This window comes from Curtobacterium sp. MCBD17_032, from assembly GCF_003234855.1.
Taxonomy (GTDB): Bacteria; Actinomycetota; Actinomycetes; order Actinomycetales; family Microbacteriaceae; genus Curtobacterium.
Genome location: NZ_QKTO01000007.1, coordinates 70680 through 96193, shown reverse-complemented (window position 1 = coordinate 96193; position 25514 = coordinate 70680). Strand labels below are relative to the sequence as shown.

Annotated in this window: 19 protein-coding genes; 13 read left to right on the top strand and 6 right to left on the bottom strand. The window is 73.4% G+C overall.

Annotated features, from left to right (window positions below):
- The first annotated feature begins 62 nt into the window (after window positions 1–62).
- Genes DEI91_RS11195 through DEI91_RS11185 form a run of 3 tightly spaced genes read left to right on the top strand, consistent with a single transcriptional unit; the run spans window position 63 to window position 5325 of the window.
- A complete protein-coding gene (locus tag DEI91_RS11195; protein WP_111052377.1) occupies window positions 63–1601 on the top strand; it encodes a pyridoxal-dependent decarboxylase in 1539 nt (512 codons plus the stop codon).
- Window positions 1598–2974, top strand: coding sequence for a lysine N(6)-hydroxylase/L-ornithine N(5)-oxygenase family protein (locus tag DEI91_RS11190; RefSeq protein ID WP_111052376.1), 1377 nt, complete (start codon window positions 1598–1600; stop codon window positions 2972–2974). The genes DEI91_RS11195 and DEI91_RS11190 overlap by 4 nt, the downstream gene beginning before the upstream one ends.
- Entirely contained in the window at window positions 2971–5325 is a 2355-nt protein-coding gene (locus tag DEI91_RS11185) for a GNAT family N-acetyltransferase (protein WP_111052375.1), read from the top strand. Before DEI91_RS11190 ends, DEI91_RS11185 begins: the two co-directional genes overlap by 4 nt.
- A 64-nt stretch (window positions 5326–5389) precedes the next feature.
- On the opposite strand, the gene DEI91_RS11180 is transcribed toward DEI91_RS11185, so the two are convergent.
- The 4 genes from DEI91_RS11180 to DEI91_RS11165 form a co-directional block, all read right to left on the bottom strand.
- On the bottom strand, window positions 5390–6025 hold the full coding sequence (locus DEI91_RS11180; protein WP_111052374.1) for a pyridoxal 5'-phosphate synthase: 636 nt from the start codon (window positions 6023–6025) through the stop codon (window positions 5390–5392).
- Window positions 6026–6089: 64 nt separating this feature from the next.
- A complete protein-coding gene (locus DEI91_RS11175; RefSeq protein ID WP_220038080.1) occupies window positions 6090–6908 on the bottom strand; it encodes an oxygenase MpaB family protein in 819 nt (272 codons plus the stop codon).
- Between the two features lie 37 nt (window positions 6909–6945).
- Window positions 6946–7251, bottom strand: coding sequence for a hypothetical protein (locus DEI91_RS11170; RefSeq protein WP_111052372.1), 306 nt, complete (start codon window positions 7249–7251; stop codon window positions 6946–6948).
- Between the two features lie 298 nt (window positions 7252–7549).
- Window positions 7550–9181 (bottom strand): RecQ family ATP-dependent DNA helicase, encoded by a 1632-nt coding sequence (locus DEI91_RS11165; RefSeq protein ID WP_111052371.1) that lies wholly within the window; start codon window positions 9179–9181, stop codon window positions 7550–7552.
- Between the two features lie 233 nt (window positions 9182–9414).
- Here DEI91_RS11165 and sucC point away from each other — a divergent pair, with 233 nt between their 5' ends.
- From sucC to DEI91_RS11125, 8 genes are all read left to right on the top strand, one after another.
- Entirely contained in the window at window positions 9415–10584 is a 1170-nt protein-coding gene (sucC, locus tag DEI91_RS11160) for an ADP-forming succinate--CoA ligase subunit beta (RefSeq protein ID WP_111052370.1), read from the top strand.
- 14 nt (window positions 10585–10598) lie between these two features.
- Entirely contained in the window at window positions 10599–11486 is an 888-nt protein-coding gene (sucD, locus tag DEI91_RS11155) for a succinate--CoA ligase subunit alpha (protein WP_111052369.1), read from the top strand.
- Between the two features lie 46 nt (window positions 11487–11532).
- Window positions 11533–13599, top strand: coding sequence for a DUF6350 family protein (locus DEI91_RS16305; RefSeq protein WP_181439577.1), 2067 nt, complete (start codon window positions 11533–11535; stop codon window positions 13597–13599).
- Window positions 13600–13649: 50 nt separating this feature from the next.
- Window positions 13650–14243: a phosphoribosylglycinamide formyltransferase gene (gene purN / locus DEI91_RS11145; protein WP_111052368.1), complete on the top strand. Its 594-nt coding sequence runs from the start codon at window positions 13650–13652 to the stop codon at window positions 14241–14243.
- Window positions 14240–15871, top strand: a complete 1632-nt coding sequence (gene purH, locus DEI91_RS11140) for a bifunctional phosphoribosylaminoimidazolecarboxamide formyltransferase/IMP cyclohydrolase (protein WP_111052367.1) — start codon at window positions 14240–14242, stop codon at window positions 15869–15871. The genes purN and purH overlap by 4 nt, the downstream gene beginning before the upstream one ends.
- Before the next feature lie 552 nt (window positions 15872–16423).
- Complete coding sequence (locus tag DEI91_RS11135) at window positions 16424–18250, top strand: ABC transporter ATP-binding protein (protein WP_111052398.1); 1827 nt, start codon at window positions 16424–16426, stop codon at window positions 18248–18250.
- Between the two features lie 125 nt (window positions 18251–18375).
- Window positions 18376–20184, top strand: coding sequence for an ABC transporter ATP-binding protein (locus DEI91_RS11130; RefSeq protein WP_111052397.1), 1809 nt, complete (start codon window positions 18376–18378; stop codon window positions 20182–20184).
- 103 nt (window positions 20185–20287) lie between these two features.
- Window positions 20288–20743, top strand: a complete 456-nt coding sequence (locus DEI91_RS11125; protein WP_111052366.1) for a DUF805 domain-containing protein — start codon at window positions 20288–20290, stop codon at window positions 20741–20743.
- On the opposite strand, the gene DEI91_RS11120 is transcribed toward DEI91_RS11125, so the two are convergent.
- Together DEI91_RS11120 and DEI91_RS11115 are read right to left on the bottom strand one after the other, a co-directional pair.
- Window positions 20740–21105, bottom strand: coding sequence for an MGMT family protein (locus DEI91_RS11120; RefSeq protein ID WP_111052365.1), 366 nt, complete (start codon window positions 21103–21105; stop codon window positions 20740–20742). The genes DEI91_RS11125 and DEI91_RS11120 overlap by 4 nt on opposite strands.
- Before the next feature lie 11 nt (window positions 21106–21116).
- Window positions 21117–21569 carry a GNAT family N-acetyltransferase gene (locus tag DEI91_RS11115; protein WP_111052364.1) on the bottom strand — a complete coding sequence of 151 codons (453 nt, stop codon included), beginning with the start codon at window positions 21567–21569 and terminating at the stop codon, window positions 21117–21119.
- Window positions 21570–21650: 81 nt separating this feature from the next.
- On the opposite strand from DEI91_RS11115, the gene DEI91_RS11110 reads away from it, so the two are divergent.
- A complete protein-coding gene (locus tag DEI91_RS11110) occupies window positions 21651–22925 on the top strand; it encodes an ROK family transcriptional regulator (RefSeq protein ID WP_111052363.1) in 1275 nt (424 codons plus the stop codon).
- 104 nt (window positions 22926–23029) lie between these two features.
- Complete coding sequence (locus DEI91_RS11105) at window positions 23030–25414, top strand: lamin tail domain-containing protein (RefSeq protein ID WP_111052362.1); 2385 nt, start codon at window positions 23030–23032, stop codon at window positions 25412–25414.
- The last annotated feature ends 100 nt before the right edge of the window (window positions 25415–25514 follow it).

Genomic DNA, 25514 nt, shown 5'->3' with positions numbered 1-25514 from the left:
CCGCCACGCCCGGTGCCCCGGACGGGTGACAGGGGGAGAAGGTGAGGTTAGCCTCACCTAACATGACCCCGCTCGACACGACCCCGCTCGACACGAACCCGCTCGACCTGATCAGTCCCGAGACGGCGCAGCGCTACCGGCAGGCCGTGGGCGCGACCGTCGACCGACTCGCCGACCGCATCGCCGTCGCCGAGGTCCCGACGACCGACACCCCCGCGGTGGACCTCCACCAGCGCGTCGCCACGGTCGACCTCGACGGACCGGCACTCGGCACCGAGCGTGCGCTCGCCGAACTCGACGACCTGTTCGTCCGCGAGGCCGTCTGGTTCCACACGCCCGGGTACCTCGCGCACCTCAACTGCCCGGTCGCCCTGCCCGCGGTCGCCGCGGAGGCCGTGCTCGCCGCCGTCAACCCCTCGGTCGACACGTGGGACCAGTCGCGCATCGGGACCGACATCGAGCGGCACGTGGTCGACTGGCTGGCCCGACGGATCGGCTTCCCGGCGGGTGACGGGATCTTCACGTCGGGCGGGTCGCAGTCCAACCTGCAGGCCCTCCTCCTGGCGCGGGAGGCCGCGACGGCCGCCCCCGCGACGGTCGCCGCCCCCGCCGCGTCCGCGACGGCTGCCTCCGCGACGCCCGCCCCCGCGCTCGCCGACCTCGCCGTGTTCGCCACCGCGGAGACGCACTTCAGCGTGCGCAAGTCCGCCCGCCTGCTCGGCCTGCCCGACGCCGCGGTCGTCGACGTCGTGACCGACACGTCCGGCCGGATGCTCCCGTCCGCCCTGGCCCTCGCGATCGCCGACGCCCGTGCCGACGGTCGCACCCCGATGGCCGTCGTCGCCACGGCCGGCACGACCGACCGCGGCGTCATCGACCCGCTCGCGCCGATCGCCGACGTGTGCGACCTCGAGGGCGTGTGGCTGCACGTCGACGCCGCGTACGGGTGCGGCCTGCTCGTGTCCCCGACGCGCCGGCACCTGCTCGACGGCATCGAGCGGGCCCGCAGCGTCACGACCGACCTGCACAAGTCCTTCTTCCAACCGGTCTCGTCGAGCGTGCTCGTGGTGCGCGACCCGGCGGACCTGCGCCGGGCCTCCTGGCACGCCGACTACCTCAACCCGGAGGACGCGGCCGAGCCGAACCAGGTCGACAAGTCGCTGCAGACCACCCGCCGGTTCGACGCGCTGAAGCTCTGGGCGACCCTCCGGGCCTCCGGTGCGGACGCGATCGGCCGCGCCTTCGACGCCGTCGTCGACCTGGCCGCCGAGACGCACGCACTCGTCCGAGCCGATCCGGACCTCGTCCTCGTGGCGCCGACGCAGCTGAGCACCGTCCTGTTCCGCTGGCAGCCGGCGGGGGTCACCGACGAGGAGTCGGACGCGATGGTGGCACCGCTCCGGGCAGCGCTCCTGGTGGAGGGGCGGGTGCTCATCGCGAGGACCGTGGTCGACGGGCGACCGTGCAACAAGCTGACCCTGCTCGACCCCGCGACGACGGCGGAGCAGATGCGCGCCTCCCTCGACCACGTCCTCGCCACCGCGGAGCGCCTGCGCGCCGCCTCGACCCAGCCCACCGTGACCGACGGAGCAGTCCGATGACCGCCGTGGACACAGCCACCACGACCCCCGTGCACGACCTCGTCGGCATCGGCATCGGCCCGTTCAACCTCGGCCTCGCCTGCCTGACCGACCCGGTCGACGACCTCGACGCGGTGTTCCTCGACGCGCGTGACGGCTTCGCCTGGCACCACGGCATGATGCTCGACGACGCGACGATCCAGGTGCCGTTCCTCGCCGACCTCGTCACGATGGCGGACCCGACCTCGTCGTTCTCGTTCCTGGCTTGGCTCAAGGAGACCGGTCGGCTCTACCCCTTCTTCATCCGGGAGGACTTCCACCCCCTCCGCAGCGAGTACGACGCCTACTGCCGCTGGGCCGCCGACCGGCTCGACACCCTCCGCTGGGGACGCCGGGTGGTCGCGGTCGAGCACGACGCCGAGCAGGACCTGTTCACCGTGCACGCCGAGACGGCGGACGGTGCCGAGACGTACCGGGCCCGGCACATCGTGGTCGGCGTCGGGACCGAGCCGTCGGTGCCCGCCGCGCTCCGCGACCTGGACGGCCCGGTGCTGCACTCGGCCGACTACCTGCCGAACCGGGACGCCCTCCGCGGTGCCGGGTCCGTCGCGGTGATCGGCAGCGGCCAGTCCGCCGCCGAGGTCTACCGCGACCTCCTCGAGGGCACCCGCGACGGCGGGTACCGCCTGGACTGGATCACCCGGTCGCCGCGGTTCTTCCCGATGGAGGACACGAAGCTCACGCTCGAGATGACGAGCCCGGAGTACACCGACCACTTCCACGCGTTGCCCGAGGACGTCCGGGACCGCCTCGGGCGCGAGCAGCGCGGGCTGTACAAGGGCATCAGCGCGGACCTCGTCAGCGAGGTCTACGACGCCCTGTACCGGATCAGCGCCCGGGGTCCGGTGCCGACGACGCTGCGCACCGAGACGAGCGTCACCGCTGCCGCCTGGGACGCCGACCGCGCCGTGTACCGGCTGACGCTCCGGCACGAGCAGCTCGGTGCGACGTACGAGCACGAAGTGGAGCGCCTCGTCCTCGCGACCGGGTACACACCCCGGCCGCCACGGTTCCTCGACCCGGTCGCGCACCTCGTCGCACGCGACGCCGCCGGTCGGCTCGCCGTCGCCCGTGACCACCACGTGGACACCCTCGGCGGCCGGATCTGGGTGCAGAACGCCGAGGAGCACACGCACGGCCTGACCGCTCCCGACCTCGGCATGGGGGCGTGGCGGAACGCGTCGATCATCCGGTCCGTCACCGGGCGCGAGGTGTACGGCCTGGAGGCCCGGATCGCCTTCCAGGAGTTCGGCCTGCCCGCGTCGGTGCGCGCCGAGCGCGCGGACCACGGCGAGCATGCGATGCGCGCCGAGCGCGCGGAGCTGCGCGCATGAGCGGGGTGCAGCTCGACGCGACCGGCGTGACGGACGCGCTGCCGGGCCTCCTGTCCGTGGCACCCGTGGACCCGGAACGGGACGCCGCCCGCATGCAGTCCTGGCTCGCAGCACCGGCGTCGTCGTGGTGGGGCATGCAGCACGTCGACGTCGACGGTGTGCGGACGTACCTGCGCACGGTGCAGACCGACCCGGCGCAGGACGGCTGGCTCGTCCTGCGTGACGGTGTCCCGTGCGCCTACGCCGAGACGTACGACCCAGCAGCGGTCCTGCTCGTCGACGTGTGGGACGCCCGTCCCGGTGACGTCGGCATGCACCTGCTCGTCGCGCCGCCTCCCACCACGGGACGGGTGCACGGCCTCACGAGCGCCGTCATGCGGGCCGTGGTCGAGCACTGCCGGGACGCCCTCGGGGCCCGGCGCGTGGTCGTCGAGCCGGACGTCGGGAACACCGCCGTGCAGGCGAAGAACGCCGAGGTCGGCTTCCGGACGCTCCGCGAGGTCGACGTCGACGGCAAGCGCGCCCTGCTCTCGGTGCTCGACACCGCATCGATCGGTGTCCCCGACGACGACGGCCCGGCCGCGCACCTCCGGCCCGAGCACCTGGCGGTCGCGCAACGGCACCTGGTGGCGAAGGCCGTCGCGGAGTTCACGCACGAACGACTCGTCACACCGCGGCCGGACGGCGACGGGTGGCTGCTCGACACCGGTGGCTCGCGCTACCGCTTCCGGGCGCGGCGACACGAGCTGGAGCACTGGTCGATCGACGAGCGCTCGCTGCGGCGCGAGTCCGCCTCGGACGCTCCCGCGCCGCTGCCGCTCGACGCGCAGGACCTCGTACTGGAACTGCGCGACGTGCTCGGGATCCCGGACGCCCTGCTCGGGACGTACCTGGAGGAGGTCTCCTCGACGCTCGCGAGTGCGGCCGCGAAGCACCGCCGCGGCGGCCCGTCGGCGCGACAACTCGCCCGCGGTCGACGCGACGGGGACGTGGTCGCCGGGTTCCAGGACGTCGAGGCCGCGATGACCGAGGGGCACCCGGCGTTCGTCGCCGCGAACGGCCGGATCGGGTTCGGCCTGGACGAGTACCGGGCGTACGCACCGGAGTCCGGCGGTCGGTTCCGACTCCGCTGGCTCGCCGCCCGCCGGGAGCACACGCACCTCGCGCTCGCCGCGGACCGGACCGAGGCCGAGCACTGGGCCGCCGAGCTCGACGCCGACACGGTCGCCGAGCACCGCCGGACGCTCACCCGCCGCGGCCTGGACCCCGACGACTACGTCTGGCTGCCGGTGCACCCGTGGCAGTGGCAGCACCGCATCGCCGTGACGTTCGCGCCCGACCTCGGCCGGCAGGACCTCGTCGACCTCGGCGAGGGGCCGGACCTGTTCCAGCCGCAGCAGTCCATCCGCACCGCGTTCGACCGCAGCCACCCGGACCGCTCGTACGTGAAGACGGCGCTCGCCGTGCAGAACATGGGGTTCCTGCGGGGCATGTCACCGGCGTACATGCGCTCCACCCCCGCGGTGAACGACTGGGTCGCGTCGCTCGTGGCAGCGGACCCGACCCTGCGGGACGCCGGGTTCCGGGTGCTGCGCGAACACGCGGCGATCGGGTACACCGGCGATGCCTACCACCGGGTGGACGTCGCGTCCCCGCAGCGGAAGATGCTCGCGGCGCTGTGGCGGGAGAGCCCGGTCCCGCGGACGGCGCCGGGGGAACGGCTCATGACGATGGCGGCACTGCTCCACCGGGACGCCGACGGGTGTGCGGTCGCGTCGGAGCTGGTGCGGGCCTCCGGGCTGGACGCGGCCGACTGGGTGCGGCGCTTCCTCGGGGCGTACCTGCGGCCGGTCGTGCACTGCCTGACCGTGCACGACCTGGCGTTCATGCCGCACGGCGAGAACCTGGTGCTCGTCGTCCGGGACGGTGCCGTGACCGGGGCGTTCATGAAGGACATCGGCGAGGAGGTCGTGGTCCTCGGCGCGCACGACGACCGCCCGGTGCCCGAGGACATCCGCCGCATCGTGCACCCGGTCGACGACGACGAGGCGGCGCTCGCCGTGTTCACCGACGTGTTCGACGGGGTGCTGCGCTTCCTCGCGGCGGTCCTCGACGACGACGGGGTCCTGCCCGGGGACGCCTTCTGGCGGCTCCTCGGCGAGTGCGTCGACCGGCACGCGGCGGAGCACCCGGACCGTCGGCGTCCGCTCGACCTGCGGGTGCCGACGTTCGAGCACTCCTGCCTGAACCGGCTGCAGCTGCGCAACACGCTCGCGATGGTCGACCTGGCGGACCAGTCGTCCTCGCTCATCCGGGCGGGGGCGATGCCGAACCCCATCGGGCGGGGCTGATCCGCCCCGTCGCCGCACGCTCGCGACCCATCGGCGGTTGCCGGGGCGCCCCTGGCGCGCTGCTCTACGGCTGGAGGCGGGTCGCCGACCAGGCGCCGTGGGCGTGCGCGTACTGCAGGCGGCGGTGCATCCGGTCGCGGCTGCCGTGCCAGAACTCGACGAGGTCCGGCTCGAGCCGCCACGCGACCCAGCCGGCCGGGCGCGGCACGTCGTCGTCGGACTCGTCGAGGAGCACGTTCGCGTCGTCGATGAGGTCCTGCAGCGTCCGGGGCTCGAGCACCGCGGACTGGTCGGCGACGGCCGTGGCGGCGCGCGACTTCGGCGACCGGTCGGCGAAGAGCGCGTCGGACTCCGCGTCGGAGAGCTGCACGGCGCGGCCCTCGAAGCGGAGCTGCTGCATCGTCTCGCGCCAGTACACCTGCAGGGCGGCGTGCGGGTTCTCCGCGAGCTGCCGTCCCTTCGGGCTGAGCGTCGAGGTGCCGAACACGAGGCCGCGGTCGTCGATCCGCTTGACGTCGACCGTCCGGGCACCGACCCGGCCGTCCGCACCGGCCGTGGCGAGCGTCATCGAGAGCGGCTCGGACACCTCGTGCTCGGCGGCCTGGTCGAGCCAGGTGCGGGCGAGGTCGAGCGGGTCCGCGGGCGGCGCGTCGAACTCGGGCAGGAGCAGGGAGTCGTCACCGGACAGGGAGGAGGACATGGCCCCACTCAACCGTGGTCGGCGCGGGGACGTCCAGGCTCGCGGGGGACGGACACCCGATCGCTCAGTGGTGCGCGTGCCGGGCCGCGGTGCGGTGCATCCCGCGCAGCAGGAGGACCCGCGGCAGGCGCAGCAGGGGTCCGGGCACGACGGCGCGGACCGCCCGGATGCCGGCGAGGGTGCGTCGCCAGCGTCGTTCCTCGCGGGGTCCCCACGCGAAGCCGTAGTCGTCGCGCACGGCGTCCGGCAGCATGCCGACGGTGACGATCCGCACGAGGGGCATCGCGGAACGGACCCAGAGCGGTGCCGCCCGGGGGTGCAGGAGGTCCCGGACGACACTGCGGGCGTCGTCCGTCACCCGGAGGGTCCCGAGCGTGTCGGCCCAGTACGCCTCGAACGCGGCGACCGACGCCGGCCAGCGGTCCGCTGGGACCCGGAGCGCGGTGGCGATCGGCGCGTAGGCCCGGAGGACCGCCTCCGCCCGCTCGGCGTCGACCGGGGTGCCGAGCAACCGGTGCGTCCGGATCGCGGAGTCGTACAGCGTCGCGGCCACCCACAGCTGTCGGTCGACCTCGTTCGCTCCCGCGACCGGCCGGTGCGCGTGCTCGACGAACGACCGCGCCACGGCGGCGTCCCGCGCGGTGCCGGTCACCACCGCGTACACGTACATGAGGGTGTGGGCCAGCCGCTGCTGCGGTCGCTCCGCGAAGTCGGAGTGCCGACGGACGCCCGCGGCGACGACCGGGTCGGCGATCTGCAGCAGGATCGCGCGGCCGCCCGCGATGACCGGCGTGCTGTCGGCGATGAAGCGGCGGAGCGCGCGGTCCCGGTGACCGGGCCGGTCGCGGTCGTGACCAGGGGACGGACGGGAGCGGCCGCGCACGTCGTGCTCCGGGCCTCCCGTCCGTCGACCGGTCACGTCAGAGGGGCTTCGTGCCCAGGTCGCCGCCGAGGTCCGGACGGTCGTCGCCGTGCTCCCAGAGGTCCGGCGAGCCCTCGCGCGGCGCCCCGCCGGTCGGGCCGTCGTCGGTGCCGTCGCCGAGCTGCGGCTCGACGGTCTCGCCGGCGACCGCGTCGTTCGTCACGGTCTCGAGCGCCTCCTCGGCGTCGTCGGTCTCGTACGCGCCGATGTACTCGCGGTCCACGTCGTCGGCGCGGCCCTCGTCGGCGGAGTCGCTGACGCCGTCGCTGAACTCGTCGCCTGGGGTGATGCCGGGGTCGGACATGTGTCGCTCCTGTCGATCGTGTTGCGTGCTCGTGCGGTGCCCGTCGTGCGCCGACGCGGCCCCACCGGTCCTTGCTACCCGGGTGCCGGTGGGAACGTCCGTGGTGCCCGGGGGACGGCCGGTCGTGCCGATGCGGACAGTGGCCGCCCGGGCCGGGTTCGCCTGCCGTTCACCTGCGGGCCACCACGAGGTCATCCCCGCGGTGTCTACTGCGTGTGCTCGGGGGAGTGGAGCGCGGTCGCCGACGGGTGGTCGAGCGACCGCGCCTTCCCCCGCCGCACCGTCCGCCGCACCTGCCTCAGACGCGCTCGAGCAGGTGCCGCTCGGTCACGTCGGCGAGGGCCAGCGTCCGGTACCCGGCGGACTCGAAGAACACCGTCAACCGGTCGTCCTCGGTGCTCATGACCGTGCCCCGGCCCCACTCGGCGTGCTCGACCGGTGCGTCCGGCGGCCACTCGGCGTCGTGCGAACCGTCCGCCCCGTGCGCGTCGGTGTCGGTCGCGGTGCCCGCCGAGCACGTGTCGCAGTTGCCGCACGGCTCGGGGAGTTCGTCGCCGAAGTACCCGAGCAGGAACTGCCGACGGCAGCCGGTGGTCTCGGCGAAGCGGCGCATCATCTCGATGCGCGACTCCTCCACCCGCTCCCGCTCCTTCGCGTGCGCCTTGGCGAGCTCGACCGCGGCGTCCGCGTCGGCGGGGCCGTCCGGGACACGGCGGAGTCCGTCGGCGGCGTCGGACAGCGCGCCGGCGTCCACCAGGGCGTTGGCGACGCGGGAAGCGGTGCGGGCGGCGAGTCCGGAACGCTCGGCGACCTCCGACCGGGGCAGGACCCCGTCGTCGGGCACCGCGTCGAAGACCGCCCGGAGCGACGCGGGCCGGGGCGATCCGGAGGCGAAGAACCGGCGGAGCCCGAGGTCCTCGGAGCGGTAGTGCAGTGTCGTGAGGCCGACGTCGCCGTCCCGTCCGGCCCGGCCGACCTCCTGGTAGTAGGCGTCGACGGACTCGGGGACGTCGGCGTGCACGACGAAGCGCACGTCCGGCTTGTCGATGCCCATGCCGAAGGCGCTGGTCGCGACGACGACGTCGAGGGTGCCCTCGAGGAACTCGTGGTGCACGTGTTCACGGTCCCGCACGCGCAGGCCCGCGTGGTACGCCTTGGCGCGGCGACCGCTCTCGACGAGTTCGTCCGCGTAGAGCATGGTCTCGGCACGGGTGGCGACGTACACGATCCCCGCGCCCTCGAGTCCGACCACCTGGGCGACGACCGCGTCACGCTTCTCGTCGGCGTCACTGTGCCGCTGGACCTCGAAGCGCAGGTTCGGGCGGTCGAAACCCGTCGCGACGACGAGCGGGTCGCGCATCCCGAGCCGCTCGACGATCTCGTTGCGCACGGGAGTCGAACCGGTCGCCGTCATCGCGAGCACCGGAGGACGTCCGAGCCGCTCGATGACCTCGCCGAGCACCAGGTAGTCCGGGCGGAAGTCATGGCCCCAGCTCGAGACGCAGTGCGCCTCGTCGACCGTGACCAGCGCGACCCCGGCCTCCCGCAGCCGGTCGACGACCTCGTCCTTGGCGAGCTGCTCCGGGGCGAGGAAGACGTACCGTGCCTCCCCGGACGCGACGGCGTCCCACGCCTCCTCGAGCTCCCGGTGCGCCCGCGTGGCGTTGATCGTCACGGCGTGCGGCGCGTCCGGGTGGTCCTCGATCCCGACGACCTGGTCCTCCTGCAGGGCCACGAGGGGCGAGACGACGACGACGGGGCCGTCGAGCGCGAGGGCGGCGACCTGGTAGATCGCGGACTTGCCGGAACCGGTCGGCATGAGGGCCAGGGCGTCGCGGCCCTCGAGGACGGCGTCGACCACGCTCTCCTGCGCGTCGCGGAGTTCCCAGCCGAAGACCTCGGCGGTACGGGTACGGAGTTCGTTCTGCACCCGATCGACGGTGCACGATCCGGCCTGGTCGGTCGCCCGGAGACTGCGTACCCCGGACGACGCGGGGCCGGCGGCGGTGCGGGTGCCGCGCGTTCTCCACCGGGGCACCGTACGTCCACCTGCCAGCGCTAGGCTCGGTCGCGGCCGTTGTCTCGACATCGAGCGACCCTCGATGTGGAGGCGCGACCGGACACCGATGCCGATCGCACGAACCGTGCGGGAAGAAGAACAGCGTGGATCTTTTCGAGTACCAGGCCAGGGACCTCTTCGAGTCCTACGGCGTCCCCGTCCTCCAGGGGATCATCGCCGACACCCCCGAGCAGGCGAAGGCGGCGGCCGAGCAGATCGGCGGCGTCGTGGTCGTCAAGGCGCAGGTGAAGGTCGGCGGTCGCGGCAAGGCCGGCGGCGTCAAGGTCGCGAAGACCCCGGACGAGGCGTACGAGCACGCGAAGGCGATCCTCGGCCTCGACATCAAGGGCCACACGGTCCAGCGCGTCATGGTCGCGCAGGGGGCCGACATCGCCGAGGAGTTCTACTTCTCGGTGCTGCTCGACCGGGCGAACCGCTCCTACCTGTCGCTCGTCAGCGTCGAGGGCGGCATGGAGATCGAGCAGCTCGCGGTCGAGAAGCCCGAGGCGCTCGCCCGCGTCGAGGTGAACCCGCTCACCGGCATCAACGACGCGGCGGCGCAGGACATCGCCCGCCAGGCCGGCTTCCCGGACGAGCTCGTCGACCAGGTCGCCGCCGTGTTCGTGAAGCTCTACGACGTGTTCGCGGGCGAGGACGCCACCCTGGTCGAGGTGAACCCGCTCGTCCGCACGGGCGACGGGCAGATCCTCGCCCTCGACGGCAAGGTCTCGCTCGACGAGAACGCCGACTTCCGCCACGAGGGGCACGCGCAGCTCGAGGACACCGCGAGCGAGGACCCGCTCGAGGCCAAGGCGAAGCAGCACGGCCTCAACTACGTGAAGCTCGACGGCCAGGTCGGCGTCATCGGCAACGGCGCGGGGCTCGTCATGTCGACGCTCGACGTCGTCGCCTACGCCGGTGAGCGTCACGGCGGCGTGAAGCCCGCGAACTTCCTCGACATCGGCGGTGGCGCCTCGGCAGAGGTCATGGCGAACGGCCTCGACGTCATCCTCGGCGACCCGCAGGTGAAGAGCGTCTTCGTCAACGTGTTCGGCGGCATCACCGCCTGCGACGCCGTCGCGAACGGCATCGTCGCCGCACTCGGCATCCTCGGCGACGCGGCCACCAAGCCGCTCGTCGTGCGCCTCGACGGCAACAACGTCGAAGAAGGCCGACGGATCCTGGCGGAGGCGGCGCACCCGCTCGTCACCGTCGCCGAGACCATGGACGATGCGGCCGAGCAGGCCGCCGAGCTCGCCGCGGCCGCGGCGTAAGGAGCACCAGAGCAATGTCGATCTTCCTCAACAAGGACTCCAAGGTCATCGTCCAGGGCATCACGGGTGGCGAGGGCACGAAGCACACCGCGCTCATGCTCAAGGCCGGTACCCAGGTCGTCGGCGGCGTCAACGCCCGCAAGGCCGGCACGACCGTCACGCACGGCGACGTCGAACTCCCGGTGTTCGGCTCGGTGCGCGAGGCCATCGACACCACCGGTGCCGACGTCTCGATCGTCTTCGTCCCGCCGGCGTTCGCGAAGGACGCCGTGATGGAGGCCATCGACGCCGAGATCCCCCTCGTCGTCGTCATCACCGAGGGCATCCCGGTGCAGGACGCCGCGGTGTTCTGGGCGCACGCCGAGGCCCTCGGCGGGAAGACCCGCATCATCGGCCCGAACTGCCCCGGCATCATCACCCCCGGGGAGTCGCTCGTCGGCATCACCCCGGCGACGATCACCGGCAAGGGCCCGATCGGCCTCGTGTCGAAGTCCGGGACCCTGACCTACCAGATGATGTACGAGCTGCGTGACCTGGGCTTCTCGACCGCCATCGGCATCGGCGGCGACCCGGTCATCGGCACGACGCACATCGACGCGCTCGCCGCGTTCGAGGCCGACCCGGAGACCGAGGCGATCGTCATGATCGGCGAGATCGGCGGCGACGCCGAGGAGCGCGCGGCCGACTACATCAAGGCCAACGTCACGAAGCCGGTCGTCGGGTACGTCGCGGGCTTCACCGCGCCGGAGGGCAAGACGATGGGCCACGCGGGCGCGATCGTGTCCGGCTCCGCCGGCACCGCCGAGGCCAAGAAGCAGGCGCTGGAAGCGGCCGGCGTCAAGGTCGGCAAGACGCCGTCCGAGACGGCCGCGCTGCTGCGCGAGGTCATCGCGGCGCGCTGACGCCGCCTCCCGTCCTGGGCGGGGTCGGGCACGTATCCTCGCTGCGATGAACCGCCTCGGAACCGCCCTCCTCGCCGTGATCGAAGCGATCGTGACGGTGGGCGTGGGCGTGGGCATCGCCCTCGTCCCGCTCACCCTGCTGTGGGCGTTCGAGTACGGACTCCAGGTCGACTGGGGCGTCTTCTGGACCGCGGCCGGGAACGTCTGGCTCATCGGGCACGGCGTCGACGTCACGTTCACGCTCGGGGCCGCGGCGGCGAAGGCCACGGGGCTGTCCGGGGCGTCCGCGCCGATCGCCGTCACCATCGCGGTCCTCGGGTTCGCCGTCGTCACCGCATGGCTCGGGGGCCGGGCCGGACGGCGGTTCGCCGAGACGGAGCACCGCGTCACCGGGGTCCTGGTCGGCACCGCGGCGGTCGCCGCCCTCGGCCTGCTGGTCGCCCTCACCGCGACCACGGACGCCACCCACCCGACGGTCTGGCAGGCCGTCGTCCTGCCCGCGCTCTGGTTCGGGGTGCCGGCGGTCGTCACCGCCGAGGTCTGCCGGCGACGGCGGGGCGCGGCGGCCGATCCGCTGACCCTGCGGGTGGTGGACCTGGTCGGTCGGGTCCCGGCCGTCTGGCGCGCCGTCCTCGGCTTCGGGCTGCGCGCCGGCACCGTCGCCACCGCCTGCGTCGTCGCGGTCGCCGGCGTCCTGGTCGGGTTCGCGCTCCTCGGCTCGTTCGCCGAGGTCATCACGCTCTACGAACGCTCGCACGCCGGTCTCGTCGGGGGCATCGCGCTCACCGTCGGGCAGCTCGCGTTCGTCCCGGACCTGATCGGATGGGCCACGGCATGGCTCGTCGGTCCGGGGTTCGCCATCGGTGCGGGTTCGTCCGTGTCGCCGATCGGGACCACGCTCGGCCCGCTCCCGGCCGTGCCGCTGCTCGGGGCGCTGCCGACGTCGGGGCACACGTTCGGTCTGGTCTGGATCCTGGTGCCCGTCGTGGCGGGCTTCGTCGCCGGCGGGCTGCTGCGTCCCCGCCTCGTCCGCGCGCTCGGGTCCGCCGACTCCGCGCTGTACCGGGCACTCGGCGGGGTCGCCACCGGGCTGGTCGCCGGCGTCCTGACCGGTGTCGTCACCGGGCTCACCGCGGGGTCGGTCGGGCCGGGTCGTCTGGCCGCCGTCGGACCGGATGCCCTGGTGGTCGGGGCCTTCGCCGCGCTCGAGGTGGGTGTGCCCGCGGTCGTCGCGCTCGCGATCGGCAGCGACCTGGTGCGACTGCCCGAACGCTCCTGGGTCGGTGAACGCTGGCACGAGGTCGAGGACGACGTCGCCACCGCGGACGCGGGCGCCGAGCACGGGTCGCTCATCGCCGCACTCGAACGCGCCGGTGCCGGGCGGACCACGGACGTGCACCGGTTCTCGGTGGAGGAGGTGCATGACCCGGTGACGCACGCCGGCACGGACTCCGGTGCGGCGCACCGCACGGGTGCCGCGGCCGTCGACCCTGTCGCGGCCGGCGACCGTCCTGTGGCGGAGCGCGCACCCGGCCGGGCGTCGGGCGCGGGCGAGCCCGGACCCGCTGCGGACGCGACGGAGCCTGACGGGACCGACCGGGGCCTCCCGGCCGAGCGGAACGCGACCCCGCCCGTCCCCGACCCCGCGCGGGCCGAGGCCACCGACGTCGACCTGCCGGGATGGGCGCGGACGGACGTCGTCGCAGCCGAGCGCCTGGAGGACTCCGTGAGTACTGCCGCCGGGCCGCGAGCGCGAGCGGGCGGAGCCGTCGACAGCGTCCGGGCGCGCCTGCGGGCCGCCGCCTCCGGTGCCCGCGACCGCGCCGGTGACCTGCGCGACCGCGCTGACGCCCTGCGGCACCGCCCCGGCAGTGCCGTCCCGCCGTCGGCCGATGTTGGACCTGCCCGGTCGGGCGATGCCGCCCCCGTCCCGCCGCGGACGGACGAGCAGCCGGCCTTCCCCTGGAGCACGGAGGAGTTCGTCGCCGGCCGTGACGACGTCGACCCCGAACCGCCCGCACGACCGACACCGCGTGCGACGGCCTGGGACACGACCGACCAGATCCCGGAGGACGAGCTGCCGTGGTGGCGGCGGCCGAAGGACGACGCCTGACCGTCGCCCCACCGCCCAGGCCGGTGCGCGGCCCCGCTAGGGTTGTCCCCGTGCTCGAACTGGTCGTCCTGATCTCCGGTACCGGGTCGAACCTCCGAGCTCTGCTCGAGGCGACCCGCGATGCCGAGTACCCCGCCCGCGTCGTCGCGATCGGGGCGGACCGCGACGCCGAGGGACTGCAGCTCGGCGAGGAGTACGCGATCCCGACCTTCACGGTGCCGTTCACGCGGTACGCGACCCGCGCCGAGTGGGGCGAGGCGCTGGCGGAGCAGATCCGTCCGTGGACGCCCGACCTGCTGGTGCTGTCCGGGCTCATGCGCCTGCTGCCGCCCGCGGTCGTGGCCGAGTTCGGGCCGTCGGTCATCAACACGCACCCGGCGTACCTGCCCGAGTTCCCGGGAGCGCACGGCGTCCGTGACGCCCTGGCCGCCGGCGTGACCGAGACCGGTGCCAGTGTCATCGCCGTGGACGACGGTGTCGACAGCGGGCCGGTCCTGGCGCAGGAGCGCGTCCCGGTCCTGCCCGACGACACCGAGTCGACCCTGCACGACCGCATCAAGCCCGTCGAGCGCCGGCTGCTCATCCAGACCGTCCTCGACATCGCCAACGGACACATCGACCTGAAGGGCACCACCCCCGCATGAGCGTGCACGCCGCCGACCCCAGCCTGTACCGCGACCGGGACGTCGTGCCCGTGCGTCGCGCCCTCATCTCGGTGAGCGACAAGTCCGGCCTGCTCGAGCTCGCCGGCGCCCTCGCCGACGCGGGTGTCGAGCTCGTGTCGACCGGCTCCACCGCGCAGACCATCCGCGACGCCGGGTACGCCGTCACCGACGTCGCGAGCGTCACGGGCTTCCCGGAGTCGCTCGACGGCCGCGTGAAGACCCTGCACCCCGCCGTGCACGCCGGCCTGCTCGCCGACCTGCGGCTCGAGTCGCACGAGCAGCAGCTCACCGACCTCGGCATCGCGCCGTTCGAGCTCGTCGTCGTGAACCTGTACCCGTTCGTCGAGACGGTCGCCTCCGGCGCCGACACCGCGACCGTGGTCGAGAACGTCGACATCGGTGGCCCGGCCATGGTCCGTGCGTCCGCGAAGAACCACCCGAACGTCGCGATCGTCGTCTCGCCCGCCTCCTACGCCGAGGTCGTCGAGGCCGTGCGCGCGGGCGGCACGGACCTCGCCCTCCGCAAGCGCCTCGCCGCGCAGGCCTTCGGCCACACGGCGGCGTACGACACCGCGGTCGCCGGGTACTTCGCGTCCGACGTCGTCGCCGAACCGGTCGCGTCCGGCACCGACGACCGGGAGGCCCCCAGTGCCTTCCCGGAGCAGCTCACCCTGAGCGCGGACCGCACCGCGACGCTCCGCTACGGCGAGAACGCGCACCAGTCCGCGGCGCTGTACACGAGCGCCGACGGCACCGGGATCGCGCAGGCGACGCAGCTGCACGGCAAGGAGATGTCGTACAACAACTACGTCGACGCGGACGCAGCCGTCCGAGCGGCGTACGACTTCACCGAGCCGGCCGTCGCGATCATCAAGCACGCCAACCCGTGCGGCATCGCGGTCGCCGCTCCCGACGCGTCCGACCCGATCGCCTCCGCGCACGCCGCCGCGCACGCCTGCGACCCGCTGTCGGCGTTCGGCGGGGTCATCGCGGCGAACCGTCCGGTCACGCTCGGCATGGCCGAGACGATCGCCGACATCTTCACCGAGGTCGTCGTGGCTCCCGCGTTCGACCCCGAGGCGCTCGAGGTCCTGTCCCGCAAGAAGAACATCCGCCTGCTCACGCTGCCGGGGGACTTCGCGCTCGCCGAGCGTGAGGTCAAGCAGATCTCGGGCGGCTTCCTCGTGCAGGACGCCGACCGCTTCACCGGGTTCGACCAGTCCGCGTGGACCCTGGTCTCCGGCGAGCCGGCCGACGAGCAGACCCTCGCCGACCTGGCGTTCGCCTGGAAGGCCAGCCGTGCGGTGAAGTCGAACGCGATCCTGCTCGCGAACCAGGGCGCGAGCGTCGGGGTCGGCATGGGCCAGGTCAACCGCGTCGACTCGTGCCACCTCGCGGTGAACCGCGCCGGGGACCGCGCTGCCGGGTCCGTCGCCGCGTCCGACGCGTTCTTCCCGTTCGCCGACGGCCTGCAGGTCCTGCTCGACGCCGGCGTCCGCGCGGTCGCCCAGCCGGGTGGCAGTGTCCGTGACGACGAGGTCATCGCGGCGGCCACGGCGGCCGGCGTGACGATGTACTTCACGGGCGAGCGGCACTTCTTCCACTGATCCCGGTCCGCTCGGCGCACATCTGGCACGAGATGCTGGTTGCGCGCTGAGAGTCGCTGCCGATAGTCTGCAAGGCTCCGCGGCACCAGCCGACGACCGCACCAGGGTCGGCGGCACCGCGGCACGACGGTGACGACGACGACGACTGGAGTGACGATGGACACGACGACCGGCACCACGGCAACGGCTGCCCGGACGGCCCGGACGTCCATCGACGGGACCGCTCCCGCCGCACGACCCGCTCGCCGGGTCGAGGCGCACCGGTCCGGGGGCACGCCGGTCGTCCCGGCGCCGCTGACCGCGTAGGGCTGCCCGCACAGCCACCAGGCCGCAGCGGGCCCGCTCCCACCGAGCGCCGGGGAAACGCGTCCCGTCGCTCCCGACCAGATGCCGATGCGGCAGCCGCGTCAACGCCGTCCCGACGGCGGCGACCGCGACAGCGCGAGCGGGCACCCGGCCGACCAGACCACGCAACGCACCCCGGGCCTCCCGTCCGGACAGGGCCAGCCCCTGACCGACCGGACCCGGCACGAAGCACGAGGACGCAGACGCATGTCCCAGGGACCCCACCGGGAACCGGCGCCGACCCCGGCGCGCCCTTCCACCGCCCGCGCACTCGGGCGGCTCTGGCCCTACGTCAGGCCCTACCGATGGCGGCTGCTCGGCGGGATGCTGGCGGCGCTCGGCGCCTCCGTCGTCGCGCTCGCGATCCCGTACGTCCTGCAGGCCCTCGTCGACGGACCGCTCGCGTCCGGCGACGGTGGGCTCATCCTGCCCGCCGGTGCCGCAGTGCTCGGGCTCGGCGTGCTCGAGGCGTTCTTCATCGCCTCGCGCCGGAAGCTCGTCATGCGGCCGTCGACCCGCATCGAGGCGAGCATGCGCAACGCGCTCTACGCGAAGCTGCAGGACCTGCCCGTCGCGTTCCACGACCGATGGGAGTCGGGGCAGCTGCTGTCCCGTTCGGTGTCCGACCTGTCGCTCATCCGGCGGTGGCTGGCGTTCGGCATCGTGCTCCTCGTCGTGAACGTCGTCACGATCGTCATCGGGTTCGCCGTGCTGTTCACCTTCGGGTGGCAGCTCGGCCTCATCTTCTTGGTGGCGTCGATCCCGGTGTGGGTGAACAGCGTCCTGTTCGAGCGGAAGTACTCGATCGTCGCCCGCCGCAGCCAGGACCAGGTCGGCGACCTCGCGACGAGTGTCGAGCAGTCGGTGCACGGCATCCGCGTGCTCAAGGCGTTCGGCCGGGGTCGGTACAAGCTCGACGAGTTCGCCGAGCAGGCCGAACAGCTGCGGGGCACCGAGATCGAGAAGGCGAAGGCGATCGCGGCGATCTGGCTGTGGCTGCTGCTCGTGCCGGACGTGGCGTTCGCGCTCTGCCTGCTCGCCGGCATCTGGCTCGCCAGCCAGGGGGACCTCAGCGTCGGCCAGCTGTTCGCGTTCTTCGCGACCGCCACCGTGCTGCGGTTCCCGATCGAGTCGATCGGGTTCTTCCTGTCGATGACGTTCGACACCCGGACCGCCGTGGACCGGTACTTCGAGGTCATGGACTCCGAGAACACCATCACGGACCCCGCGGAGCCGAAGACCATCGCGGAGCCGCACGGTGCGCTGTCGTTCAACGCGACGCACTTCCGGTACCAGGACTCCCCGCCGCAGTTCCCGGACCTGGTGGACGGCGTCGAGCTGCACCTGCAGCCGGGCGAGACGATGGCGCTCGTCGGGCTCACCGGCTCGGGCAAGACCACGCTGTTGTCGCTCGTGCCCCGGTTGTACGACGTCACCGGCGGGTCCGTCACGATCGACGGCGTCGACGTGCGGGACCTCACCCGCGCCGAGCTGCGCCGACACGTCGCGGTCGCCTTCGAGGACGCGACCCTGTTCTCGTCGAGCGTGCGCGACAACGTCCTGCTCGGGCGGCCGGACCTGTCCGGGGACGAGGCCGAGCGGATCATGCGCGAGGCCCTCGACATCGCGCAGGCGTCGTTCGTGGACGACCTGCCCGAGGGCGTCGACACCCGCGTCGGGGAAGAAGGGCTGTCGCTGTCCGGCGGACAGCGCCAGCGCCTCGCGCTCGCGCGGGCGATCGCGGCGCGGCCGAGCGTGCTCGTCCTCGACGACCCGCTGTCCGCGCTCGACGTCGACACCGAGGCCCGGGTCGAGGCCGGTCTCCGCCGGGTCCTCGCCGACACGACGTCGCTCATCGTCGCCCACCGTCCGTCGACCGTGACGCTCGCCGATCGGGTGGCGCTCATGGAGGACGGCCGCGTCACCGCCGTCGGCACGCACGCCGAGCTGATGGCCACGAACGAGCACTACCGCGCCGTCATCTCGTCGCTCGACGACGACGACGCGAACGACCGAGAGGAGGCGATGGCATGAGCGACGAGACCGACCAGGACGCGCGCGTGACCGTCGACCAGGAACCGACGGGAGGGTCGGTGCCGGTCGCGCAGGTCGGCACCGGTACGCAGGCGGCCGAGGCAGCAGCGCCGGTCACCGCGTCGATCACCGTGCACGGTGTGCGCGGGGAGGAGCGCGAGGACTTCACGAAGGCCGAGAGCCGCCGCCTGCGGCGCCGGTCGCTCGCGCTGCTCGGCTCGCTCGCCGCGCCGCTGCAGGCCCGGCTCTGGGGCATCGCGGTCGTCGTCGTGCTCGCGACGGCCGGACAGGTCGCCGGCCCCGCGCTCATCGCATGGGGCATCGACCACGCGCTCCCCACCGTGCTCGACCGGGACGACTGGGCACCGGCGTTCCTCGTCGTGGGGTCGTACATCACGATCGCGGTCGTCGGGGCCGTCCTCACCGCCTGGTACACGGTGTTGTCCGCGCGGATCAGCCAGGCGATCCTGTTCGACCTGCGGAAGCGGGTGTTCCTGCACACGCAGCGGCTCTCGCTCGAGTTCCACGAGACGTACACGTCGGGCCGGATCATCTCCCGGCAGACGAGCGACCTCGACTCGATCCGCGAACTGCTCGACTCCGGGTTGAACCAGCTCATCCAGGGCGTGCTGTACATGCTCTTCACCGCGGTGGCGCTCGTGCTCCTCGACCCGACCTCCGGCCTGGTGCTCGCGGTCGCCCTCGTGCCGCTGTGGTTCCTGACCCGGTGGTTCCAGCAGCGCTCCCAGCAGCTGTTCCGGTCCACCCGGACGACGAGTGCGCGCGTGATCGTGCACTTCGTCGAGACGATGACCGGGATCCGCGCGGTGCAGGCGTTCCGCAAGGAGTCCCGCAACGAGGTCGAGTACGGCGAGCAGGTCGAGCAGAACCGCCAGGCGAACGCCCGCGTGTTCAACCTGTTCGGGATCTTCGACCCGGGTCTGGTGCTCATCGGGAACGCGACGCTCGCCGCGGTCGTCATCGTCGGCGGCTTCCGGGTCGTCGGCGGATCGCTCGAGATCGGCGCGCTGCTCGCGGTCGCGCTGTACGCCAAGCGGTTCTTCGACCCGGCGCAGGAACTCGCGATGTTCTACAACAGCTACCAGTCGGCCTCGGCGGCGATGGAGAAGATCTCCGGCGTGCTCGAGGAACAGCCGAGCGTCCCGGACCCGACCAAGCCCGTGAAGCTGCCCGACGCCGCCGGCCGGGTCGACTTCGAGCACGTCGCGTTCGCCTACAACGCGGACCGTGTCGTGCTGCCGGAGTTCGACCTGCACATCCCGGCGGGACAGACGATCGCGCTCGTGGGGTCGACCGGTGCCGGCAAGTCGACGCTCGCCAAGCTCATGGCGCGGTTCTACGACCCGACCGCGGGCGCGGTGACGCTGGACGGCATCGACCTGCGCGACCTCGACCCGAAGGACATGCGCCGCGCGGTCGTCATGGTGACCCAGGAGGCGTACCTGTTCTCCGGGTCGGTGGCGGACAACATCGAGCTCGGCCGACCCGGGGCGTCCCGGGCGGACATCGTGGCGGCGGCGAAGGCGGTCGGTGCCCACGCGTTCATCACGGTGTTGCCGGACGGGTACGACACCGACGTGAACAAGCGCGGTGGCCGGGTGTCGGCGGGCCAGCGGCAGCTGCTGTCGTTCGCCCGTGCGTTCCTCGCGGACCCGAAGGTGCTCATCCTGGACGAGGCCACGGCGTCGCTCGACATCCCGTCCGAGCGGCTCGTGCAGGAGGGGCTCGAGACCCTGCTCGCCGACCGCACGGCCGTGATCATCGCGCACCGACTGTCCACCGTCGCGATCGCCCACCGGGTGCTCGTGATGGAGTACGGGCGGATCGTCGAGGACGGCACGCCCGCCGACCTCATCGCCGGGACGGGGCGCTTCTCCCAGCTGCACGCCGCCTGGCGGGACTCGCTGGTCTGACCCGCTCGTCCCGACCCCGCTCCGGCCGTCGCGCCCCGTCCCGACGGGGCGCGACAGCCGTTCCCGGGCGCGGAACGGCGTGCGGCCGTGGTTTGCTGGGGGGATGAGCAACAACGACGTCCAGCCGGGAGGCGTCGCCCTGCGCGATCCCTTCGTCGGCGCCCCCTTCGCCGAGGCCGTCCGGCGGTTCTGGCGGAAGTACACGGTGTTCACCGGCCGGGCGTCCCGCTCCGAGTTCTGGTGGTGGTGGCTGACGTCGTTCGCGATCGGCCTCGTGCTGCAGCTCGTGCCGCAGGCGTTCACCCCGGACGCCCCGCTGCTCGAGAACCCCGTCGGGTCCTACCTGTTCGTGCTCTGGGCCCTCGTGACGCTCGTCGGCGGCCTGGCCCTCGGCGCCCGGCGGCTGCACGACGCGAACCTGTCCGGCTTCTGGCAGTTCCTGCACGTGCTGCCGGGCATCGGCTCGCTCGTGCTCTTCGTGTTCTTCCTGCTGCCGTCGAACCCGAAGGGCACGCGGTTCGACCTGCAGCCCGGTCCGGTGCCGCCCGCGCGGCGTTAGTCCGACCAGCAGTCCCGGGGCGGCGACCAGCGCGCACGGCGCATGTCGAGCCTCCAGGCCGTGTCGTCGTCGACCGCTCGCGTCTGCCGGAGCGGGGTGCCCTCGGCGCGGTAGTGCTCGAGGGCGCGCGCCTCGTGCCGGACCGGGGGCAGCCCGCCGGCCCGGACGACCCGCCACCAGGGCAGGTCGGCGCCCTCGTGCGCCATCACCTTCCCGACCGCACGGGAAGCGCGGGAGCCGAGCACGGCGGCGACGTCCCCGTACGTCATGACGCGGCCGGACGGGATCGACCGGACCACCTCGGCGACCGCCGCGCCGAAGTCGGCATCCGCACCCGGCTGCGGGTCGGGGCGCTCCGCCACGGCAGCGCGGCCTAGAGCGTCAGCGCCGCGAAGTGGTCGCCGTACTGCGTCTCGCCGACGACCGTGAACCCGAGTGCCTGGAAGAACTTCTCAGGGCTGCCGGTGCCCGGCTCGTACACCACGGTCAGGCGTTCGAAGCCGCGCTTGCGGGCCTCGTCGGCCAGGGCGTGCACGGCGAACCGGCCGACACCGCGCCCCTGCGCGTTCGCGGCGACGTTCACCCGCCAGATGCAGCTGCGCAGTTCCTCCTGCGCGTTGTCGGCGTCGAAGCTGCCGATGATGAGCCCGACGACCTCGTCCCCGTCCAGGACGACCCGCGGCCACGAGGCACTCGGCTTCACGTCCGACTCGGCCTGCGCGTACGAGGTCGGCTGGACGAACTGCTCCTGCCCCGGCTTCAGCGTCAGCGAGTTGGCCGCTGCGGCGGTCGCTGCGGAGAGTTCTTCGAGGCGGAGGTCCGTCATGTCGGTCAGGCTAACGGTGCGAGCGGGTCGGATGCCAGCGGTGCGACGGAGGCAGCGCGGTCCGGCGGTATCGTCGCTCGGGTGGCGGAGCATCGACGTGGGGCGAACCTGCCGTCGCTGGGCGGCTTCAACCGCACGGTCGTGCTCGACGCCGTCCGCCGGTCGTCCGACGGCCTCAGCCGCGTGGAGCTCGCGGCCCGCACCGGTCTCAGCCCGCAGACCGTCTCGAACGTCACCCGGTACCTCATCGACGTCGGCATGATCGTCGAGTCCGGCACGGTGGTGTCGGGGCGCGGCAAGCCGCGCACGATCCTCCGCCTGGAGGCCCGCAGCCGTTTCGCCGTCGGGGTGCACGTCGACCCCGCGGTCGTCACCTACGTGCTGCTCGACCTGGCGGGTGCGGTGGTGGCCGAGGCCACCACGTCGACCCCGAGCGCCGAGGACCCCGAGCAGGTCATCCGGACGATGGCCTCCGCCGTCGACGAACTCGTCCGTCGCGCGGGCATCGACCCCGAGGCGGTGCTCGGTGTCGGCGTCGCCTCGCCCGGGCCGATCGACGCGGCCGCCGGCATCGTGCTCGACCCGCCGTTCCTGCCGCGGTGGCGCGACGTGGCGCTGCGGGACGCCCTGGGCGACGCGACCGGCTACCCCGTGTTGCTCGAGAAGGACGTCACGGCGGCGGCGGTCGGGGAGGTGTTCCTGGCGCGGGAGGCGGCGGCGCGGGACTTCGCGTTCGTGTACTTCGGCACCGGGTTCGGCGTCGGGCTGGTCATCGACCACGAGCCCGTGCGGGGATCCGGGGCGAACGCCGGGGACGCCGGGCACATCATGGTCGACCAGGGGAGCCTCGCCGGGACGCCGGACGGCGAGGGAGCGCGTGGTGAGGTCGGGGCAACCGTGACGCCCGACCGGCTCGTGCGGATCGCGGTCGAACGGGGCATCCCGCTCGGTGACGAGGGAGTCCGGGTCGCGGGCGGGGACGGCACCGCGGTGGACCTCGCAGCGGTCGACCGGGCGTGGGACGCGCTCGGCGAGGCAGTCGCGGCGGGTGACCCGCTCGCATCGGCGTTCGCGGCCGAGGTCGGCACGGTCATGGGGCGGGCCGTGGTCGTCATCGTGAACCTGCTCGACGTCGACCGGGTCGTCTTCGGCGGACCGTTCTGGTCGCGGATCGCGCCAGCTGCCCTCCCGGCAGCGACGGCGGCGATCGCGGGGTCGCCGATCCTCGTCCCGAAGCACCCCGTGACGGTGGTCGAGAGCCGGCGCGGGGCGGACGTCGCCGCGGTCGGGGCGGCCTGTCTCGTGCTCGACGCTGCGCTGTCGCCGCGGGCGAGTGCGCTGCTCATCGCGCACTGAGCGTCGCCGCGCTCGGTCGCTGACACCATCCGTTCACCGACGGGACACCGCCCGTCCCACTGGATGCTGAACAGTCGTGCAGGCCCCCGACCCGAAGGACCTCCATGCGCACACCCGCCCTGCGTCTCGGCGCCACGATCGCGACCGGCCTCGTCGTCGCGGCCGGCGTCCTGGCCGCTGCGCCCGCCACGGCAGCCCCCGTCGATGCGCCTGCCGTCGCGGCCAACGGCGTCGTCATCAACGAGATCGAGTCGAACGCGGACGACACCGACTGGGTGGAGCTGAAGAACACCGCGACCGTCGCCGCCGACGTCAGCGGGTGGTCGATGCTCGACGACAGTGACGAGCACACCCGGTACGTGCTGCCTGCAGGCTCCGTGATCGCCCCCGGCGGGTACTTCGTGATCGACCAGCTGACGAGCACGGCGCCCGGGTTCGACTTCGGGCTCGGCAACCCCGACCAGGTCCGGGTGTTCAACGCCTCGGGTGCGCTCGTGCTCGGCCACGCGTACGAGACCCACGCAGCGGTCACGTACGGCCGCTGCCCGGACGGGCTCGGGGCCCTCGTGGACACCACCGCCTCGACCAAGGGCCGGGCGAACGACTGCTCCTCGCCGGTCCGGATCAACGAGGTCGAATCGCAGGGCGGCACCCCGGGCGACTGGGTCGAGCTGACGAACACCGGCACCACGACGGTCGACCTCGCCGGCTACGTGTTCCAGGACGCCGAGGACGACCACGCCTACACAGTCCCCGCGGGCACGACCGTTGCCCCGGGCGGGTTCACCGTCCTCGACGAGGCGGACTTCGGGTTCGGGCTCGGCAAGGCGGATGCCGCGCGCATCTCCACGCCCGCGGGCGTCCTGGCCGACTCGACGAGCTGGAGCGAGCACGCGGCCGTCACGATCGGCCGCAACCCGGACGGGACCGGCGACTTCGCCCCGACGTCCGCGGCGACGAAGGGTGCGGCGAACGCGTTCGCCGGTGTCGTCACCGCGGAGCCGTGGCCCGGCGGCCGGGACGAGACCGTCCTCGACGCCGAGGGCACGTTCTCGGGCGACCTCAGCGGACTCGACTGGCAGTCCTCGTCCACCGCGGTCGGCGGCGGCGTCCTCTGGGGCGTGCAGAACGGCGACGGGCTGCTCTACCGCATGGTCTCCGACGGGAAGGGCGGCTGGGCGCCCTCGAACGCGACCGGCACGACGCTCCGCTACGCCGACGGCTCCGGCACCCCGGACGCCGAGGGCGTCACCGTCACCACGGACGACCCCGGCGCGGTCTACGTCTCCACCGAGCGCGACAACGACCGGTCGTCGACCAGCCGCCCGGCGGTCCTCCGCTTCGCGACGACGGACGGCTCCGAGCGGACGCTGCGGGCCACCGACGAGTGGGACCTGGCCGGCGACTTCCCGGGCCTCGGCGCGAACGCCGGACTCGAAGGCGTCACCTGGGTACCGGACTCGTGGCTCACCGCACAGGGCTTCGTCGACGGGGCGACCGGTGCCGCCTACGCGCCGACGCGGTACCCCGGTCACGGCGAGGGCCTCTTCTTCGTCGGCGTGGAGGGCACGGCGAGCGTCTCCGCCTACGCCCTGATGGCGGACGGCTCGGCGGCGCGCGTGGCCGAGATCGCCACGCCGTTCAGCGTCGTGGCCGAGGTCCAGTTCGACGCGACGCTCGACGCGCTCTGGGTGGCGTGCGACGACGCGTGCGCCGGTCGCACCGCACTGTTCGACGTGCAGGACGGCGTGTTCACCGCAGCGAGCGTGTACGAGGCCCCGGCCGGTGCAGCACGCGACCTGGCCAACGAGGGCTTCGTGATGTCGGACGTGTGCACCGACGGCTCGCGGGCGACCTTCTACGCGGACGACAACGACACCGACGGGTTCTCCCTCCGGACCGGGACGTTCCCGTGCACCGAGGAGACCGAGCCGGGCGACGGCGGCACGACGCCGACGCCGACCCCGACGCCGACCCCGCCGCCCGGCGACGGTACGCCCACGCCGACCCCCACCGCCGGACCGGGCACCGGCGGCGCGACGCCGACCGTGCCGGGCGCCCCGGCCGAGTCGGCCCTGACCGCCGCGGACCGCGGTGGGATCAGCGCCCCGGCAACGGCACGCGTCGGCGAGACGATCACCGTGACGGTGGGGCGCGAGCACGCCGGTGAGCGCGTCGCCGTGTACCTGTACTCGTCACCGGTGCTGCTCGGCACTCCGGTCGTCGGTGCGGACGGCACGGCCGGGGTCACGATCCCGGCCGGCACGACGCTCGGCGCACACCGGATCGCGGTCGTCGGTGCGGACGGCGCGCTGATCGGCTGGGCGCCGATCACGATCACCGCCGCCTCCGGGCAGCAGCTCGCGTTCACGGGTGCCGAGCTCGCCTCGGGCGCCGCGGCCGCCCTGCTCCTGCTCGCCGCCGGTGGCAGTCTGCTCGTCGCACGTCGGCGTCGCCGCACCGCCACCGCCACCGCCACAGTCGAATAGCGGTACCGGCGGTACCGGCGGGAGCCGCCCCGGACAGGAGGCGCGGTGCGGGTCCGACCCGCACCGCGCCTCCCGTCCGTCGTCGTGGGCACCCGCTCGC

Coding starts and splice junctions, on each gene's coding strand:
- DEI91_RS11195 (WP_111052377.1), top strand. CDS start 63: ATGACCCCGCTCGACACGACCCCGCTCGACACGAACCCGCTCGACCTG.
- DEI91_RS11190 (WP_111052376.1), top strand. CDS start 1,598: ATGACCGCCGTGGACACAGCCACCACGACCCCCGTGCACGACCTCGTC.
- DEI91_RS11185 (WP_111052375.1), top strand. CDS start 2,971: ATGAGCGGGGTGCAGCTCGACGCGACCGGCGTGACGGACGCGCTGCCG.
- DEI91_RS11180 (WP_111052374.1), bottom strand. CDS start 6,025: ATGTCCTCCTCCCTGTCCGGTGACGACTCCCTGCTCCTGCCCGAGTTC.
- DEI91_RS11170 (WP_111052372.1), bottom strand. CDS start 7,251: ATGTCCGACCCCGGCATCACCCCAGGCGACGAGTTCAGCGACGGCGTC.
- sucD (WP_111052369.1), top strand. CDS start 10,599: ATGTCGATCTTCCTCAACAAGGACTCCAAGGTCATCGTCCAGGGCATC.
- DEI91_RS16305 (WP_181439577.1), top strand. CDS start 11,533: ATGAACCGCCTCGGAACCGCCCTCCTCGCCGTGATCGAAGCGATCGTG.
- purH (WP_111052367.1), top strand. CDS start 14,240: ATGAGCGTGCACGCCGCCGACCCCAGCCTGTACCGCGACCGGGACGTC.
- DEI91_RS11135 (WP_111052398.1), top strand. CDS start 16,424: ATGTCCCAGGGACCCCACCGGGAACCGGCGCCGACCCCGGCGCGCCCT.
- DEI91_RS11125 (WP_111052366.1), top strand. CDS start 20,288: ATGAGCAACAACGACGTCCAGCCGGGAGGCGTCGCCCTGCGCGATCCC.
- DEI91_RS11115 (WP_111052364.1), bottom strand. CDS start 21,569: ATGACGGACCTCCGCCTCGAAGAACTCTCCGCAGCGACCGCCGCAGCG.
- DEI91_RS11105 (WP_111052362.1), top strand. CDS start 23,030: ATGCGCACACCCGCCCTGCGTCTCGGCGCCACGATCGCGACCGGCCTC.